17 protein-coding genes, 3 tRNA genes and 1 pseudogene are annotated in these 18246 nt (G+C 36.9%); all 21 read right to left on the reverse strand.

The features are described 5' to 3' along the window. Positions 1-54 precede the first annotated feature (54 nt). Complete coding sequence (locus tag HMPREF0381_RS08965) at positions 55-1689, reverse strand: nucleoside kinase (RefSeq protein ID WP_040461337.1); 1635 nt, start codon at positions 1687-1689, stop codon at positions 55-57. Beyond that, positions 1686-2711 (reverse strand): branched-chain amino acid aminotransferase, encoded by a 1026-nt coding sequence (locus HMPREF0381_RS08970; protein ID WP_008751650.1) that lies wholly within the window; start codon positions 2709-2711, stop codon positions 1686-1688. The genes HMPREF0381_RS08965 and HMPREF0381_RS08970 overlap by 4 nt, the downstream gene beginning before the upstream one ends. A 12-nt stretch (positions 2712-2723) precedes the next feature. Further along, a complete protein-coding gene (gene prfA, locus HMPREF0381_RS08975) occupies positions 2724-3794 on the reverse strand; it encodes a peptide chain release factor 1 (protein WP_008751651.1) in 1071 nt (356 codons plus the stop codon). A gap of 15 nt (positions 3795-3809) precedes the next feature. Next, positions 3810-4655, reverse strand: coding sequence for a peptide chain release factor N(5)-glutamine methyltransferase (gene prmC, locus HMPREF0381_RS08980; protein ID WP_008751652.1), 846 nt, complete (start codon positions 4653-4655; stop codon positions 3810-3812). Position 4656: 1 nt separating this feature from the next. Beyond that, the gene (locus tag HMPREF0381_RS08985; protein WP_008751653.1) at positions 4657-5583 is read right to left on the reverse strand and encodes a DUF1385 domain-containing protein; all 927 of its coding nucleotides are present in this window, start codon (positions 5581-5583) and stop codon (positions 4657-4659) included. 75 nt (positions 5584-5658) lie between these two features. Further along, positions 5659-5865 (reverse strand): 50S ribosomal protein L31, encoded by a 207-nt coding sequence (gene rpmE, locus HMPREF0381_RS08990; protein WP_007592480.1) that lies wholly within the window; start codon positions 5863-5865, stop codon positions 5659-5661. A gap of 100 nt (positions 5866-5965) precedes the next feature. Continuing rightward, the gene (locus HMPREF0381_RS08995; RefSeq protein WP_008751654.1) at positions 5966-6394 is read right to left on the reverse strand and encodes a hypothetical protein; all 429 of its coding nucleotides are present in this window, start codon (positions 6392-6394) and stop codon (positions 5966-5968) included. A 32-nt stretch (positions 6395-6426) separates the two neighbouring features. Then, a pseudogene (locus HMPREF0381_RS15920) lies at positions 6427-6843 on the reverse strand (hypothetical protein); the annotation flags it as partial. A gap of 45 nt (positions 6844-6888) precedes the next feature. Further along, positions 6889-7428, reverse strand: coding sequence for an RNA 2'-phosphotransferase (locus HMPREF0381_RS09010; protein WP_008751657.1), 540 nt, complete (start codon positions 7426-7428; stop codon positions 6889-6891). Then, positions 7418-7786: an SMI1/KNR4 family protein gene (locus HMPREF0381_RS09015; protein WP_008751658.1), complete on the reverse strand. Its 369-nt coding sequence runs from the start codon at positions 7784-7786 to the stop codon at positions 7418-7420. Before HMPREF0381_RS09015 ends, HMPREF0381_RS09010 begins: the two co-directional genes overlap by 11 nt. A 140-nt stretch (positions 7787-7926) precedes the next feature. Next, on the reverse strand, positions 7927-8733 hold the full coding sequence (locus tag HMPREF0381_RS09020; protein ID WP_008751659.1) for an Rpn family recombination-promoting nuclease/putative transposase: 807 nt from the start codon (positions 8731-8733) through the stop codon (positions 7927-7929). Positions 8734-8867: 134 nt separating this feature from the next. Next, positions 8868-9728, reverse strand: a complete 861-nt coding sequence (locus HMPREF0381_RS09025) for a YitT family protein (protein WP_008751660.1) — start codon at positions 9726-9728, stop codon at positions 8868-8870. A gap of 14 nt (positions 9729-9742) precedes the next feature. Further along, positions 9743-10693: an ABC transporter ATP-binding protein gene (locus tag HMPREF0381_RS09030; protein ID WP_008751661.1), complete on the reverse strand. Its 951-nt coding sequence runs from the start codon at positions 10691-10693 to the stop codon at positions 9743-9745. Then, the gene (locus tag HMPREF0381_RS09035) at positions 10656-11663 is read right to left on the reverse strand and encodes an ABC transporter ATP-binding protein (RefSeq protein WP_008751662.1); all 1008 of its coding nucleotides are present in this window, start codon (positions 11661-11663) and stop codon (positions 10656-10658) included. Before HMPREF0381_RS09035 ends, HMPREF0381_RS09030 begins: the two co-directional genes overlap by 38 nt. 1 nt (position 11664) lies before the next feature. Next, on the reverse strand, positions 11665-12576 hold the full coding sequence (locus HMPREF0381_RS09040) for an ABC transporter permease (RefSeq protein WP_008751663.1): 912 nt from the start codon (positions 12574-12576) through the stop codon (positions 11665-11667). Between the two features lie 7 nt (positions 12577-12583). Continuing rightward, positions 12584-13507, reverse strand: coding sequence for an ABC transporter permease (locus tag HMPREF0381_RS09045; protein WP_008751664.1), 924 nt, complete (start codon positions 13505-13507; stop codon positions 12584-12586). An 80-nt stretch (positions 13508-13587) separates the two neighbouring features. Continuing rightward, positions 13588-15228, reverse strand: coding sequence for an ABC transporter substrate-binding protein (locus HMPREF0381_RS09050; RefSeq protein ID WP_207635183.1), 1641 nt, complete (start codon positions 15226-15228; stop codon positions 13588-13590). A 116-nt stretch (positions 15229-15344) separates the two neighbouring features. Then, a complete protein-coding gene (locus HMPREF0381_RS09055; protein ID WP_008751666.1) occupies positions 15345-17528 on the reverse strand; it encodes an NlpC/P60 family protein in 2184 nt (727 codons plus the stop codon). Positions 17529-17789: 261 nt separating this feature from the next. Beyond that, positions 17790-17873 (reverse strand) — tRNA-Leu (locus tag HMPREF0381_RS09060). Positions 17874-17895: 22 nt separating this feature from the next. Further along, positions 17896-17966 (reverse strand) — tRNA-Cys (locus HMPREF0381_RS09065). Between the two features lie 21 nt (positions 17967-17987). After that, positions 17988-18060 (reverse strand) — tRNA-Asn (locus HMPREF0381_RS09070). Positions 18061-18246: the final 186 nt, after the last annotated feature.

Consider the following 18246-nt stretch of genomic DNA (forward strand, 5'->3'; position numbering starts at 1 on the left):
GTCGCCTTCACAATAAATGTGGAGGTGACCTTTTAAAGATATTTAGTGAATATTTTAAACATGAAATGCACTTCCGCCTATAAATTCCCTCAATATAGAATTGGACGGTACATTGTCACTTGGTACTCCAAGGAAATAATCCAAAAACTTAAGAAGCCTTTTTGCCTCCGGATACTCTTTAGAGTCTTTTTTTACACTGAATAAAACAGGTTCGACATACTGCTTTAGTACTGCGATTTCATAGTTTAGAGCGGAATTAAAGGTGGCATCCGCACTGCTTTGATACGGAAAAATATTCCTCTCCTCACCTCTTCTGACAGAATCCCACATAGCAAGAGTTTTTGTGGGTGAAATGCCTCTCTTTCTGACATCTCTAATCATCCTTCTAAGAAGTCTGCCGTCTGTAGTAGGTATACGATTATGCTCATCAACATTTAGCTGAGTCAATGCACTTATATAAATTTTATATCTGCTGTCATTTGGCAATCTGTAAGAAAGCTTATCATTCAGACAATGAATACCTTCAATAACCAATATATCATCCTTGCCAAGTTTTAAAAAATTTCCGTTATACTCTCTTTGACCTGTTTTGAAATTAAAGCTTGGAAGTTCAACCCTCTCACCGTCTAAAAGAGCCAGCATATCTGTATTAAACTGTTCAATATCCATAGCATCCAAATTTTCAAAATCAAGTTCACCCTTCTCATCTCTGGGAGTATCTTCTCTGTTCTTAAAGTAATTGTCCACCTCAAGCGGATGCGGCTTTATACCGTGTGCCATAAGTTGTATACTGAGCCTGTGTGAAAATGTAGTCTTTCCCGATGAGGAAGGTCCTGCAATCATAACAAGCTTTACATTTCCCCTCTTTATAATATCATCAGCAATATCTCCTATTTTCTTTTCCATATACGCTTCAGAAATAAGAATCATCTCATTAGTCATGCCGTTTGCAATCATCTCATTGAGCGAACCTACATCGGATACACCCATCTCAATCGCATTGATACTTGCATTATTCAGTTCATTAAAAATCTTCTCTTCAGGTACAAACTCTTCCACTGTTTCAGGATTTTCCTTTTTCGGTATAACCAAAACTATACCGTCCTTATACCTTGTCAAGCTGAATTTATCAATATATCCTGTTGAATACACCATATATCCGTAGTAGTAGTCAATATAGTCCTCAAGCTTATATATATTCACTCTTGATACTCTTCTAAATCTGAAAAGCTTCTCTTTTTCAAAAAATCCGGCATCATGAAACATCTTTATGGCCAAATCAGTGTGTACATTTGTCTTTTCAATTCTGATATTCTCATCCACAAGTTCTCTCATATGATTATTTATCTTCTCTACATCATAATCCGTCTTACTGCCAAGTCTTACAAAAAGTCCGTTACCTGTGGAAAATTCTACTCTTGGACTTATACTACTTCCATAAATATCGTCTATAGCCTTTAGAAGTATAAGTATTGCACTTCTCTCATATATAGATCTTCCTATAGCGTCACTTAATGTGACAAATTCAAGATTAACATCATTCTTTAATGTCTTATGCAACTCTTGAAGCTTACCGTTTACCTTGACAAGCAGAGCTTTTCTCTTGTGTTCCGTTACAATATCAAAATAACTTGTACCCTCCTCATACATATAAGTTTCATTTTCTATATTTACATTAAACTTTTTCATTTTATTTTTCTTATCCAACCTTGCGGTGCTTCAATCTCACACATCTGTATTCCTGTAAGAGTATCATAAAGCTTCTTTGTGATTTCTCCCATACCTTCCATTCCTGACGGTATGTTTATCACTGTTTCACCTTGATATATTCTGCCTATCGGTGAGATAACTGCCGCAGTTCCACAAAGTCCCGCCTCTGCAAAATCCTTAACCTCATCAAACCTGACCGGTCTCTCTTCAGTTTTCATTCCGAGATAATGCTCTGCAACATATAGAAGTGACCTTCTTGTAACAGACGGCAATATAGAATTTGATTTAGGTGTAACTACCTTTTTATCCTTTGTAATAAAGATAAAATTTGCTCCGCCTGTTTCCTCAACATATGTCCTTGTAGCGGCATCAAGATACATATTTTCATCAAAACCTTTTCTATGAGCCTCCATAAGCGGATGAATACTCATAGCATAGTTAAGTCCCGCCTTTATATGTCCCGTTCCTCTGGGTGCAGCCCTGTCAAAATCACTGACTGTAATTGTTATAGGCTTTGCGCCACCCTTAAAGTATGGTCCTACCGGTGTTGTAAACATTCTAAACTGATACTCCGCTGCCGGTTTTACACCGATTACAGGTGATGAAGCAAACATATACGGTCTTATATAAAGTGTAGCTCCACTGCCGAAAGGAGGCACCCATGCTTCATTTGCAAGCACAACCTTATCAACCGCCTCAAGGAATCTTTCCTCCGGGAAAGAAGGCATCTCAAGCCTATTTGCCGAATCATACATTCTCTTTGCATTGAGATCAGGTCTGAATGTGACTATATGTCCTTCCTTTGTTCTATAGGCCTTAAGCCCTTCAAAGACCTCCTGACAGTACTGTAAAATGCCTGCCGACTCATTTATAGTAACATTTGAGTCAGTTGAAAGCTCTCCGTCATCCCATTTTCCATCTTTAAAATTGCTGATATATCTGTAGTCGGTAATCCTATAGTTAAATCCTATATTTCCCCAATCCAAATCCTTTGTTTCCATGATTATTGCCTCCTATTGTTCATTGAGTTTAGCCAGTTTTGCCGCCTGATCGGCCGCTATACAACCATCTATAAGTTCTTGAATATCTCCATTCATTATCTTATCAAGTTTATAAAGTGTCAGATTTATTCTGTGATCAGTCACTCTTCCCTGTGGGAAATTGTAGGTTCTGATTTTTTCCGATCTGTCTCCTGTACCTATCTGACTTCTTCTGTCCGCCGCCTCAGCACTCTGTTTTTTCTCAAGTTCAATCTCATACAACTTTGATCTGAGAAGTGTGAAAGCCTTTTCCTTGTTCTGTAGCTGACTCTTTTCAGTCTGTGAATAGATAACAATACCTGTAGGATAATGTGTAAGACGCACAGCCGAATCGGTAGTGTTGACACACTGTCCACCATTGCCGCTGGCTCTCATAACATCTATTCTGACATCATTCATATCTATTTGAACATCCACCTCTTCCGCCTCCGGCATAACTGCCACCGAAGCTGTAGAAGTATGTATTCTTCCACCTGATTCTGTCTCCGGTACTCTTTGCACTCTATGTACACCGGATTCATATTTCAGCTTGGAATAAGCACCCTTTCCGCTTACCATAGCTACAACTTCCTTGTATCCGCCTATACCGTTTTCATTTACATCAATCATTTCAACTTTCCAGTTTTGTGTCTCCGCGTAATGAACGTACATACGATAAAGTTGCATAGCAAAGAGTGCCGCCTCATCACCGCCTGCACCCGCTCTTATCTCAAGCATTATATTCTTATCATCATTAGGATCCTTTGGCAAAAGTAAAATTTTCAGCTTATCTGAAAGCTCCTCTTCAAGCCTCTTGCCTTCAGCCAGCTCTTCCTTTGCCATTTCCTTCATCTCTTCATCATTCATCTCAAGCATTTCAAGTGCATCCTCTTGAAGTTGCTTAGCTTTTTTATATTCACCATAAGTTTCCACAAGCGGTGCCAGATCAGATTGCTCTTTCATAAGCTTTCTAAATCTGTTCTGATCATTTGCTACATCACCGCCGGCAAGTTCAGCCATGATTTCATCATAATGTACTACTATGTCCTCTAAATTATCAAACATCTTTTCCTCTTATGTTTATCTATATATTTTTTCAGATATAATTGCCACTCTGTCAAGATTAGATAAATCTTTTTTTATATTTATATCAAATCCATCAAAAAGCTTCCTAATATCTTTAGCCTCATCATATCCTATTTCAAGAGCCAAAATCCCTTCCGGATTCAAATATTTTATAAAATTTTCTTTGATTATCTTATAAAATTTCATACCGTCTATATCACCGTCAAGTGCAAGCCTCGGCTCAAAGTCTTTTACTTCACTCTCAAGGCTGTCCACCATATGACTCTTTATATATGGCGGATTGGATACTATGATATCATATTTATTTTCAGATGTTAAGCCGGAAAACATATCGCTTTTTGAAAAATTGATATCACATCCTAAACCGACTGCATTCTTTTTTGCAATCTCCAATGCATCATTTGAGATATCTACAGCATCAACTCTTTCAAATCCGCCTAATTTTTTTAATGATATAGCTATAGCCCCTGAACCGGTACACATATCAAGTATTTTTTTATTTTTATCACCTTTAGCAATCCTTAGTATCTCTTCCACCAATACTTCAGTATCAAATCTTGGTATCAGTACACTCTTATCTACAAAAAAAGGAAAACCGCAAAAGTATGCCTTATTTAGAATATATTGTATCGGCATATTTTCAAGCCTTTTTGATACATAGCTTTCAAGTATATCAAGCTTTTCCCTGTCCTTTATCTCATCATACTTAAACATTGTCCACTTTGAAAAATCAAAATCAAACACTTCATATATAAGTAATAAGATATCACTGCCTGCATCCTTAAAGCCTTTTTCATTTAAAGCTTTTACATATTTTTCAAAAACTTCTATATATCTCATATCAGAAATTTTCCTTGAGATACTTTCTCCAGTCAAATACCTTTTCTACCGCTACAATAGCTACCTCTACCATATCAGGAGTCGGCTCCTTTGTAGTAAGCCCCTGCATCCAAAGTCCGGGCTTACTTAGCAGATTCACCAGCCAAAAATCACTTTTGCCTGCAATTCTAAGAAACTCATAGCTTACACCGGCTATAGCAGGTACTAATACCACTCTTGAAACTGCTCTCAGCCAAAGGCTGTCAACTCTGATTACCATAAAGAAGAGTATGCTTATCATCATTACTATGATAATAAAGCTTGTACCGCATCTTTTATGCTCTTTTGAACTTTTCATCACATTTTCCACATTCAGATCAAGTCCATGCTCTATACAGTTGATACATTTATGCTCTGCACCATGGTACATAAAAGTTCTCTTTATATCTTCCATTCTTGAAATCATCTTTATATAGAATATAAAGATTGCAATTCTTATTATTCCTTCAAATATTGCAATCACATAGTAGTTATCAATCCTTGCTTTGATTATATTGCTAAGTAACATCGGTAATACCATAAATATTGCAACAGATGCCAATATTGAAATAAATATTGTAATACCCATTACTACCTTGTCAAGTTTATCTCCAAAAATTGCTATCAGTTTTTCTTCAAACTTTGACGGCTTTACGTCCTCATCATCTTCAAAGAAGCTTGCCGAATATGCCAATGTCTTCATTCCCAATACTAATGAATCTACAAATGCAAATATTCCTCTAAGGAACGGAAGTCTAAATAAGGGAATCTTTGCAGCAAGGCTCTCATATTTATCCTCCATCACTGCAATTGTTTTATCCGGTTTTCTCACTGCTGTAGAGTATCTGTCACCGTTTCTCATCATAATGCCCTCTATAACAGCCTGTCCACCTATTCCTGAATATTTCATATCTTCTCCTCTAATCTTAAAAAAGAGCCAGACACCTGCCTGACTCCCCCTAATAAATAGTATATCTTTATTTTATTATTCAGCCTTGACACCATATCTACGGTTAAACTGCTCAATACGACCACGTGCCTGAGCAGACTTTTGCTGTCCTGTATAGAAAGAGTGGCACTTAGAACAAATTTCTACGTGAATATCTTCCTTTGTTGAACCTGTTACAAATGTGTTGCCACAGTTGCAAGTCACTGTTGCCTGATAATAATTTGGATGTATTCCCTGTTTCATAATTTCACCTCTTTTAAAAATTTAACGGTTACATAAAGTAGACTCGTTACAAAGCACATCTTAGGATAGCATAAATGAATGTAAATTGCAATAGTGTATTTTACTCTTTGATTGAGGATATAATATCAAACTCCAAAGATCCAACAACGTATATCCTATCATTAATACCATATTTTACATTACTTTCAAACTCGACCAATATTTCCTCATCACATATATTTGTTTTGGCATAAAGTGAAAATTCATCTACAATTCTTTTTACTTCTACTGTCGCTCTTATATGTGAGGAATGTCTATGTGGCTGTTCAAACATAAGTTCACCGTTTTTAACATAAGAACCTGTTACTAAATCTATTCTTATTTTGCCTTTTATTATACTTCCAACAAACTTCAGTTCAGATTTCTTGTCGTTATCTATATATTCATCATGTTCCGTAAAATGTACTATAATCTTATTTTTGTCCTCCATTTCAGCCTCAACAAATCTATCATAACCGAATGTACAGATATTAATAATTTTCAAATTCATAATACTTTCTTTTTCTCATACCTTTTTATAAATTAAAAAGTTTTAGAGTCTTCATACGCCCATAATTCATTCCAAGGTAGTTTTGCATATAACTTATCTATATCATCCTTTGTATAAAAGTACTCCTCCATAAATACGTCCTCAAAAAACAGCTTAAAATATCTATGAAAAAATTCCAGTAAAAGTCTTTCTCTACCTGATATATCATCAAAAATAATATAACTTGGCACTGTTCATCCTATACTTGGAATATAGTATTCATGTGATTCTTTCGGCTTCGGATAAAAATAAATTATAATATGATCATTATCATCCAACGAATCCCATTGATAATCTTCATCATCCCATCTTCTTCTCCAATGATCATTGGTAAAGCTGATACTGAAGCTTTCGCCTGTACTTATTTTTTCTTTTTCTTTACCACCTCCATAAAACTTCATCTTTGTAAATCCACCCTGCATCAGGCTTAGGCATATTATATATTGCGTCAATATTTATAATTCCCTGATATAGCAAGGCGGTATTTTGTCTGCCAGCCATACTTTTTCATTTCCATGATAAAATACCACTTCGTCATCATATGCTCTCTTAGAATCAATTTCCAATATACATGGGCTCTTGTCATGCCTAAGTCCTACTTTCCTTGCTGTATCTATATCAGCTGACAGGTGTACATATTGTCTGCTCATAGGTAAAAGCCCGTTATTTTTTATGCTCTCAATAAATCTCCTTGCAGTACCATGATATAATTTATCAGGTGGAATCTTCTCTTCCTTTACTATATGCATCGGTATGGAATGTCCGTACAAAGCCCTTATCTTTCCCGCCTTTATTTCATGTCTTTTCTTTTCAGACTTATCAATCATAACCGCCAAATCATTTTGAGTAATATACCCAAACTTACCTTCTGTATTTAGCGCATTCAAAAGCTGCTCTATACTTACCCAACCTTCTTCATCCATTTCAAGTTCGTACTCCCAAGGTGCATGTCGAAGTACATATGAAACTTCCTTACTTAATCCCTCATATTTCATCGTATTCCCCTTCTTCTATCATCTCGTCTATAGCCTCCCTAAACCAATCCCAAAAGCTTTCATAATCCTTTCTCTGTTCCCATCCTGAACTTGCAAAATCGTGGATTTTTTGCACTCTTCCGCCTCTGTCGATATCAAAGCAAACTATATCATCATTGTCACCTCTTCTTGCAAATGGTACCAACTTTCTGTCCGGGTATCTTTCTTGTAAGCTTTTTATTCTATACGCAGCCTGATCATAATCCATCAAATACCAAAAATCAAAATCCGTCAAACCCAAATGAACAATTTTCAAAAATTCTTTCGGATATTCAAATCCTTTATATATACTTCCGGCATCTAATAACTTCAACTCCATACTTTCCTCCTTTAAACATCTTAACAGGTATATAAAATATACCTTTATTCAAGAACTGTTTATTTATAGAAAAAAGAAACAATCTAAGAGCATTTTTTGTATGCTGCCTTAGCTTGTTTCTTTGGCTTGATTAATTCAAACTATAGTGACACAATCTTATCCCTTGATAACCCTGTAAGTTCCATTATAATGTTTATATCAAATCCCTTTTTCTTCATGCTTTGAGCAATATTTATCTTTCCCTTCTCTTCTCCACGCTCTTCTCCTATCTTTTCTCCTCTTTTTTCGCCTTCACTAATCCATTCAAGTTTTAACTGCTCTATAAGTCCGCTCATTTCCCTGATTCCTCCTTCTGTTTCTTTATATCTCCTTTTTATGCTGCTTGTCTTAGGAAATTTATCATTGTAGCAATCACCTTCAGTAAATACCTTCATTAACTGTGAAACATCTGAGCCGTTATCTACTACAGAATTCACATAAACCTCTTCAAATCCGTTATTTATTACTTCACCTGTCTCTCGTATTACTCTGTCAACATGATATAGCGGCAGTTTCCCTTTAAATATATCAAATCTTGATATAAATACTACACATACATCAGGCACAAATTCAAATTTTATTCCGGGATCCGCAATATTAGTTGTAATAACAGCTCCGTTATAACGCACTCTCTTTTGATGGTTATCATCATCAGCCTTTTGAACTTCTATATTGATTTGTCTTCCGTCTCCTGTCAGACATTTAGTATCAAGTATTACAGAACGTCCCTGTAAATTTTTTCCTACCCACTGAGGCATACTCTCAAGCACTGTCAGTTTGTTATCACCTAAAATAACTCTCAATACTTCTTCACAAAACTCCTTCTCCTCAGCCATTTTGCAAAACATGGTATCATCCATAGGATTAAGAGCCTTTGCATACTCACGAATTTTTGATTTTACAGACATATGACACTCCTTTTTGTCGTAGTTAACATAGTCCCCATATCTATTATAACATACATAATAAATTTATTACATTTTAATATTTTGACGTACAAATAAAGGGTGTGTAAAAAAACATTTTTTACACACCCCTAAAATTATTCTTCTCTTCTCCTATAAAACCTGCCAAGAAGTTGCTGAGTCTTTATAAGATTTATAAATGCGGACTTATCTATCTCTTTGATGGCTTTTACTACCTTACTTGCCTCAGCACTTGATACTATAGAGTATACAAGGATTCTTTCAGTGTGATTGTAGTACCCTTGAGCCTCCCAGGTAGTTGCACCATGGTGGCTGATTTCTGAAATCAAATCACATACCTCATCCGGATGGTCTGTTACAATAAATAGAGTAATCTGCTGATACTTCCTATAAAGTGTATGTATAACCATGGTGGTAACATACTGAAAAATAATAGAGTACAAAGCTCTGTCCCATCCGAACAAAATTCCTGCAATCAAAAGAACTACCGCATTTGCAACTAAAATTATATTAAAGGCATCAACCCCTTTTCTTTCAGATAAAAAGATAGAAATAAAATCAGTTCCACCGGTAGTCGCATTCATCAATAGACAAATACTTATAACCAAACCGTTTATCATTCCGCCAAAAATAGTTATAAGCAAAATATCCTGAGTTATCACATACTCCGGAATAATATCTACAATAAAACCGTTGAGCAGTATAACCCAACAGGAATACAGTGTAAACTTCTTTCCTATATATCTGAATCCGATATATACAGGTATGGCATTAAGTAAAATATTTACTAATGTATATGGTAGCTTTACATGGAAAAACATATCTGCCGACCTGGTGATAAGCAAAGTAATACCTGTAGCACCTCCCGGAAAGAGATCTCCGGTTCTTACAAAAGTCTTTATATTTACAGCCATCAAAACAGCTGCCAGTGTAATTACAATAAATCTTTTTAAATCTTCTTTTAAATCAAATTTCATAACTGTCTCACAAACTATTTTACTATATGACAGGCCATATATCTGCCACACACTTCTCTTAATCCGGGTTCCTTTGTTATGCAGATTTCACTGCAATATGGGCATCTGGTATGAAACCTGCATCCTGTCGGAATGTCTATAGGACTTGGTATCTCACCCTTTAAAATCTCCCTTTTTTTTCCGGCATTTTCAATACTTGGAACAGCATCCAATAAAAGTCTTGTATATGGGTGTAACGGCTTTTCAAAAATATCATCTGTATTTCCAATCTCACAGACCTTCCCAAGGAACATTACACAGACCCTGTCTGCAATAAAATTTACTACAGATAAATCATGTGAAATAAAGAGGTAGGACGCTTTTCTTCTCTCCTGTATATCCTTAAGCAGGTTCAATACCTGTGATTGTATGGATACATCAAGTGCGGACACCGGTTCATCACACACAATAAGTTTCGGATCAAGTGCTATTGCCCTGGCTATTCCGATTCTCTGTCTCTGGCCTCCTGAAAACTGATGTGGGTATCTGTGGTAATACTCTTTTCTGATTCCTACATCCTCCATAAGCTCAAGCACTCTTTCTTTTATCTGTGATTTATTAAGTCCCTTATTATGTGTGATAATAGGTTCTGCAATAATCTCACCTACACTCATTCTTGGATTTAGTGAAGCATACGGATCCTGAAATATAATCTGCAAATTTTTTTTTATATTCTTTAAATCATTTCCTCTTTTATCATATATATTTTCACCAAGGAATATACTCTCTCCACTGTCAGGATGTATAAGTCCGATAGCACATTTTCCAAGAGTAGACTTCCCACAGCCACTTTCTCCTACAAGTGCCAAGGTCTCATTCTCATATATATCAAGACTTATATCACTTACTGCATGCACTCTTTTATTCTTCTTTGATGTAGGAAATTCCTTAAATATATTTTTTAATCTTAATACAACTTCTCTCATCTTCTATCCTTTTATGCAGAAAACATGAAACCATATGACTGTCTGTAATATACTCATCTTTCGGTCTGTCACTACAGCAAATTTCCTCGGCAAAATCACATCTGTCTGCAAATCTGCATCCCTTCGGCAAATTTAAAATATTCGGTACATTGCCCTTTATTGTATAAAGTCTGTTCTGCCTTTTACCGATAGTAGGTATCGATTTCAAAAGTCCGCTTGTATACGGATGTGCAGTCTCACTAAAAAGTGCCTTTGTAGGTGCGGACTCTACCACTCTGCCTGCATACATCACATATACATAGTCACATATTTCCGCAACCACACCCATGTTATGAGTAATCATTATTATAGAAGTACCGCTCTCCTCACACAGTCTTTTCATAAGTCTTAAAATCTGTGCCTCTATAGTAACATCCAGTGCAGTAGTAGGCTCATCCGCAATCAATAACTTCGGTTTACAAATCATTGCCATTCCGATCATAACTCTCTGCCTTAGACCGCCTGAAAGCTCATGTGGATAAGAATTAAATCTTTTCTCGGCTTCAGGTATACCGACTTCATTAAAAACTTCTATTACTCTTTGTTTTGCTTCAGGCTTAGATATATGCTCATGTAAAATAATAGCTTCCATTACCTGTTTTCCAACTTTCACTACAGGATTAAGCGAGGTCATAGGCTCTTGAAATATCATAGAGATATCCCCTCCTCTGATATCCGCATACTCTTTTGTGCCAATCTTTATAAGGTCCCTGCCGCAAAAGTCAATACTTCCGGCTACTATCCTGCCCGGCTTTTTTATAAGTCCCATAATGCTCATAGCAGTCATAGACTTTCCGCATCCGCTCTCTCCGACTATTCCAACTATCCTTCCCCTTGGTATATCTATATTTATGCCGTCAAGTGCATAAGCATCTCTTCCTCTGACCTGAAATGCAACCTTCAAATCTCTTATAGTCAAAATATTGTCCATATCATCTCTCCTTAAGGTACGGATCCAATATATCTCTCAGACCGTCACCCAGAAAATTGAATGCCAAAACCACTGTCATTATCGCTATAGCAGGTGCAAGTACCATTACAGGCTGTGTAAACAAATACTTCTTTGCACTTACAACCATAAGTCCCCAGCTTGCAGTAGGAGGTTGTGCTCCGACTCCAAGGAAACTTAATGAACTTTCAGAAAGTATCGCAGACGGTATGCTTAGTGTAAACAGTACGACCAAAGTCGGTATACAGTTTGGCAAAATATGCCTTAAAATAATTGTAGCATTGCCAACCCCCATACTTTTAGCAGCTTCCACATACTCTTTTTTTGACAATGACAATGTCTCGGAGCGCACCACTCTTGATGTGGATGCCCAGTTAACCAAAGATAACGCTATAAAGATATTTATCAGTCCCCCACCCATTGTATACATTACTACCATTGCAAGCAGCAGTGACGGAAATGCCAGCATAATATCTGCAAATCTCATTATTATAAAATCAATCTTACCTCCAAAATAACCTGCAACAAGTCCAAGTATTGTACCTATGAACATTGAAATCAGTGTAGGTATCAATCCTATTGTCAGTGATATTCTTGCTCCGAATATTATTCTGGTAAGCGTATCTCTTCCAAGTTCATCCGTACCAAGCGGATGTGCAAATGAAGGTGCTAAGAGTCTGTCCTTCAGACTCTGTGTATACGGATTATATCTACATATTACATTTGCAAATACAGCACATAGTATAATCAATATAATCATAATCAAAGAAAAAAAAGCAAGCTTATTTTGTTTAATTATATTTTTACATTTTTCTTTGAAGCTTTCTTCTATATCAATTCCATCATCAATTTCAGAACTGAAATTTTGTTCTGTTTGTCCGGTATCTTTATCCATTGATTTCTTATATTTCCTTTCTAATTCTGGGATCCAGAATAGAATACAATGAATCTGCTGTCAAATTTCCCAATATCACCAATATAGTTGTAAAAATAACCGTTCCTTGTAAAAGCGGCATATCTCTGGTTTCTATTGCATTCACTGCAAGTCTGCCTATTCCCGGTATTCCAAATATATTCTCTGTGATAACTGCTCCTGAAAGCATGGATGAAATTTGCAATGCCATCATAGTTACTACAGGGAGCATTGCATTCTTTAGAGCATGTGATCTCATTACAGCAAACTCCAACAATCCTTTTGCTCTGGCAGTCCTTATATAATCTTCCTGCATTACCTCTAAGATATTTGACCTGATCATTCTTGCAATGCTTCCTGCCGAATTCCATCCAAGCACTATTGACGGAAGTACCATAGATGTAACAGTTTCATATCCGGACACCGGAAAAATTTTTAGCTTGTATGCAAAAAGATATTGTAAAACAAGTGCAATCATAAATACAGGCATAGATACCCCAAGTAATGCTCCACCCATAAACAATCTGTCTAAAATATTATTCTTATTCACTGCTGCAAATATACCCGTTGCAATACCAACTATCCAAGAAACAATTGCTGCACATACTGCAAGCCTTACAGTATTTGGGAATGCATCCAAAATAATACCTGTAACATTTCTGTTCATTCGATAACTGGTACCGAAGTCACCTCTGATTGCATGTGAAATATATGTAAAAAACTGTATATACAATGGTTTATCAAGTCCCATCTCTTTGCTTATTTTATCTATTACCATCTGATTGACATGCTCACCAAGCATTGTAGTCACAGGATCTCCCGGTACTACTCTAAGCATTATAAATATAATCAAAACCACACCCGTTAAAACCGGTATGGATATCAAAATCCTTTTTAAGATATTTTTAGCCAATTTTGCCTCCCGAAAACCTACACTAAAAAATGGAGCGACTCACGCTCCATTATACCAATTATCTATTTTAAGTTCCATATCTATTTTTTTGAAAATCCGACAAATCTCATATCAGATATTCCCGCCCAGTTCGGTTTGAAACCTTCGATATTCTTGCTGACACCGTAGTAATGCTCCTTGGAGAACATTGGAAGCCATGCAAAGTCCTCTGTTACAATCTTCTTTTCAAGCTCACTATACTCCGCCATTCTCTCATCATTATTTACAATAGTTCTTGCAGCACTTACTCTATCCATCACAGCCTTGTCGGAATAGTTAAGCGATCTCTGCTTTGTATTGTTTTCATTTCCAAAGAATGTATATATGAAGTTATCCGGATCATTGTAGTCGGCTGTCCATGTTGACATAAACGAACCAAGTGTACCGTCTTTTTTTGTGGCAAGCCATGTAGACTCATCATAGTTCTTAATAGTTGCGTTAATACCTACTTCACTTAACTGTGCCGATATTACCTCAAGCACTGTCTTTGTGGTATCTGAGGATGATGAATCCACTGAAATCTCCATATCAAAGCCGTTCGGATATCCCGCTTCTGCAAGCAATGCCTTGGCACCGTCCGGATCATACTTAATTTCAGGAAGTGAACTGTCATATCCTATAAGTCCTCTTGGAAAAATACCGTTTTCTATTGTTGCAACTCCACCCATCAGTGAATCAATTATTTCTTGACGGTTAATTGCCTTACAAACGGCTTCTCTTACCTTTACATTGTTCAAAGGTTCTATATTCTCATTGAATGTAAAATATGTCACCCCGACTCTTGGTTTATGATATAACAAATCAGGCATTTCTTTTTTATATGTGTCAATGTAGTCAAGCATAAAGTCAAAATCCAATATATCAAGTTCACCATTTTTGAACATCATATTTCTTGTTTCCGAATCAGGTATTACTCTTATAAGTACTCCGGGAAGTGATACATTTCCACCCCAATAATTATCATTCCTTGTAAGTACTATAGAGTCATTCACGGTCCACTCCGCCATCTTGAATGCACCTGTTCCGACTGTCACTGACGGGTCAATACCGAACTTGTCTCCGGCAGCCTCTGTAGTATCCTTATCAAGCATACATACAGGTGATGCCGACAGACATGCCAAAAAACCTGCATAAGGTTCTGAAAGTGTTATCTCCACTGTATAGTCGTCTATCGCTTTTACGCCGCTAAGCTCCTTACTGCTTCCGTCCATGACTTTATCCGCTCCCTCTATCTGGCTTACAAAATCACTGTTTACAGCACCGGTCACTCCAAGCATTCTTGTAAGAGAATATACCACATCATCTGCTTTAAAGTCTGCACCGTTAGAGAATTTCACTCCCTCTTGCAAATGCAATGTATATACCTTTCCGTCCTCAGATATATCCCAACTCTTTGCCAAAGAAGGTACCAATTCACTTGAGCCGTCATCCTTAGTCTCCACCTCAATCAGCCTGTCAAATATATTTAGAGGCACCATATAGTCTTTAGATGTCTTATCCGGGTCGGCAGTCTGAATATCCGCATTAATAGATGTTACTAAAAATCCGGTAGTATCAATGCTTGTTTTTGCCTTGCCATCTGTTTTGACAGTATTATCAATTGCTTTTCCGGTGTTTTTTGTACCACATGCACTGAGGGAGAGTACCAAAAGTACTCCAAATAATATAAATTCTTTTTTCATATCCATCTCCCATTTCTTCTTACTGTATTCATTATAATACTTTTTATATGGCTTGCCAAATATTTTTTATAAAAATTTATCAAAAAAGCCGGGACAAATCAACCCGACTTTTTATATTACTTTATTAATCTTACAGCCTTTATAGGAGTACGATGGTTCATACTTCCTATTCTGATTCCAAGTTGCTTGTTTGCAGCATGTATTATCTGACCGTCTCCGATATATATGGCAACATGGTTTATATCTCCACCTGAAGAATAGAATACTAAATCTCCGGGCTTTATTTGAGATATAGGTATCTCCGTACCGTCGTTAGCCTGATCTCTGGATATTCTTGAAGTACTTATGCCGAACTTCTCATACACTCTCATTACAAATCCTGAACAGTCGGCTCCCTTTGTAAGCGATGTTCCGCCATATACATAAGGATTACCTACAAACTGCTTTGCATAAGCTACCACCGCATCTCTTGATGCTTTTTCCTTAACCGCTTTTGTAGCCTCAGTCTGAGCCGCTGTAGTTTCTTTTTTCTTGCTGACTCCCGGACCACCCTTTTCACCTGTAACTACCGTGCCTTCTTCCTTAGACTTTTTAGTTTTCTCAGTATCCTGAGGTTTTTGAGCACTGCCTCCGGGTCCATAAACAGCTACTGTAGTCTCTGCTTTTGTTTCAGCCTTAGTAGTTGCCGGCTTTGTAGTCTCTACAGTAGTTTCAGGTTGCTTTGTAGTATCTTCAATAGCACTTATACTTTCCGATGCTGTTGTGGCTGTCGGCGTCTCTTTTACTGTCTCTGTAACCTCTCTTGTCTCCGGCTCTGCTTTTGACTCAGCAGTTTCAGGCTGTTTTGTAGTCTCAACGGCCTCAGGAGCACTTACGGTTTCTATTTTTGCCTTAGTCTGTTCTGTAGCGGTTTCTACAGATGTACTTGCTTTCGGCTCCTTAACAGTTTCTATCTTTGCCTTGGTCTGCTCTGTAGCGGTTTCTACAGATGTACTTGCTTTCGGTCCCTTCACAGTCTCTATATTTGCCTTAGTCTGTTCTGTAGCAATTTCTACAGATGTACTTGCCTTCGGTTCCTTCACAGTCTCTACTGTAATTTTAGTTTCAGTCAGCTTTGTATCTTCTATTGCATTAATAGTCTCCGACTCGGTTTTTACCTCAGGCGGAGTCAAAACTGTCTCCACATTTTGTTTAGCAGTTTCTACCGATCCGGTATCCTTTTTAGCGGTTTCTTTCTCGGTTTTAGCAGGCTCCTTTGTGTTATCAGGAACCTTAATATCTACTTCCTTGCTGGCCGGTGTTTCTCTCTTTTCAGCTGCCGGAGACTTAACAGTCTTTGCTTCTTCGCTTGTAGCGGATATTGAAGCTTTATCAGAACTTTTTTTAACCTCCTTAGATGTTGTTGACTCACCCTTCGTAGTTGTTTCCTTACTCTGTGCCGCTGTCTGTTCATCTGCAACCACCATATTTTCATATATAGCCATTGCTTCTTTAGCTTCGGTTTCCAGCTTAGCCTTATTCAAAGCTTCAATAGTAGATTCTTCCTTAGTCTTTGCAGTCTTATATGCTACATCAGTCTTTAAGAAATCCTTGTATACATATCCTGTCAAATCATCATCTACCTGAACTTTTAGAAAGTTCTTGTCCTGACCTACTACGACATACTTCTCTCCGCCTTCAAGCATTGTGAGAGTACCGGAAGTTATATCCGGCGTCTTTCTAAGTCTGACATTATCAATGTCTACAACTGTACCATATGTCACAACAGATTCTTTTGCCAATTTTTTTGCCTTATTCCCTGTTGCCACATCTGAAGCTTTAACATAGCCTTCTACATTTCCGGAGTTTATCTTTAGCCATTCTCCGGTTTCATTTACTTCTGAACCTACAACAGTCGCTACTGAACTATATGAAATACTTCCTACTTCTTCTCCGGTCTCCTTTGGATCGGAATGTACTACAGTATCTTTTTTATTCTTTGCAACTGCAAGATCATCTTTAATTACCTCTTCTTTTAACTTGTCCTGAATTGACGGTCCCTCATACTTTACCACATCCTTTACAAGTTTAGTTCGTGCATCATCTGACCCTGTTATCTCTATTGTATTTGTTGTCGCTGTTTTTAATGACTCTCCTAATGCCGTTTGCGGAGATATGGAACTAGCTTTATAATTATTTAGAGCTACAGCTATTCCGGATACTGCGTTACTTGTCTCCAAATCCATATCTGCATATGCATTAAAACTGTATAGTGAAACAAAGGTTAGAGCTGATGCCAATGTCAAAATTTTCTTTTTCATGAGCACTCCTTGCTTTATTTAGAGTAGACTAAATTATACCAAAGTTTTATAGTTTGAACAATTACTTTACACTAGTCTAAATATTACAATATATTGAATTTTTAATTACATTCCATCATATATTTATATTTTATAAAATTATAGTAAATATATATTATTTTTATAATATATTCTAATTTGAATATAAATTTTATCAATAACAATCATTATCGCACCATCTATTCACACAAAAAAAGAACAACAGATGTTGTTCTTTTTAAGTGCGGGAAAAGGGACTTGAACCCTCACGTCTATACAGACACAAGATCCTTAGTCTTGCCTGTCTGCCAATTCCAGCATTCCCGCAAGCGATTAGATTTTCTAATCAAGGCGACAACCAGATTTGAACTGGTGATCAGGGTGTTGCAGACCCACGCCTTACCGCTTGGCTATGTCGCCGTTGTCCGATTTTTTGGACAACGCCCTGAACAGGGCTCGAACCTGTGACACTGCGGTTAACAGCCGCATGCTCTACCTACTGAGCTATCAGGGCAAAATACTTAAGTAATATAACAAATTCTTACTGAATTTGCAAGTACTTTTTTCTAAACTCAAATTTGCTATGCTCATTTTCGTATAGAAATAAATGAAACACTATGAACTTACTTCGTAAGTTCAAGTACGCTATTTTTCTAAGTTCGTACTTCGCTACGCTCGTACTCACTAAGAAAAATATGTG

Origin of the sequence: Lachnoanaerobaculum saburreum DSM 3986, from assembly GCF_000185385.1 — a bacterium.
Classification (GTDB): Bacteria; Bacillota; Clostridia; order Lachnospirales; family Lachnospiraceae; genus Lachnoanaerobaculum; species Lachnoanaerobaculum saburreum.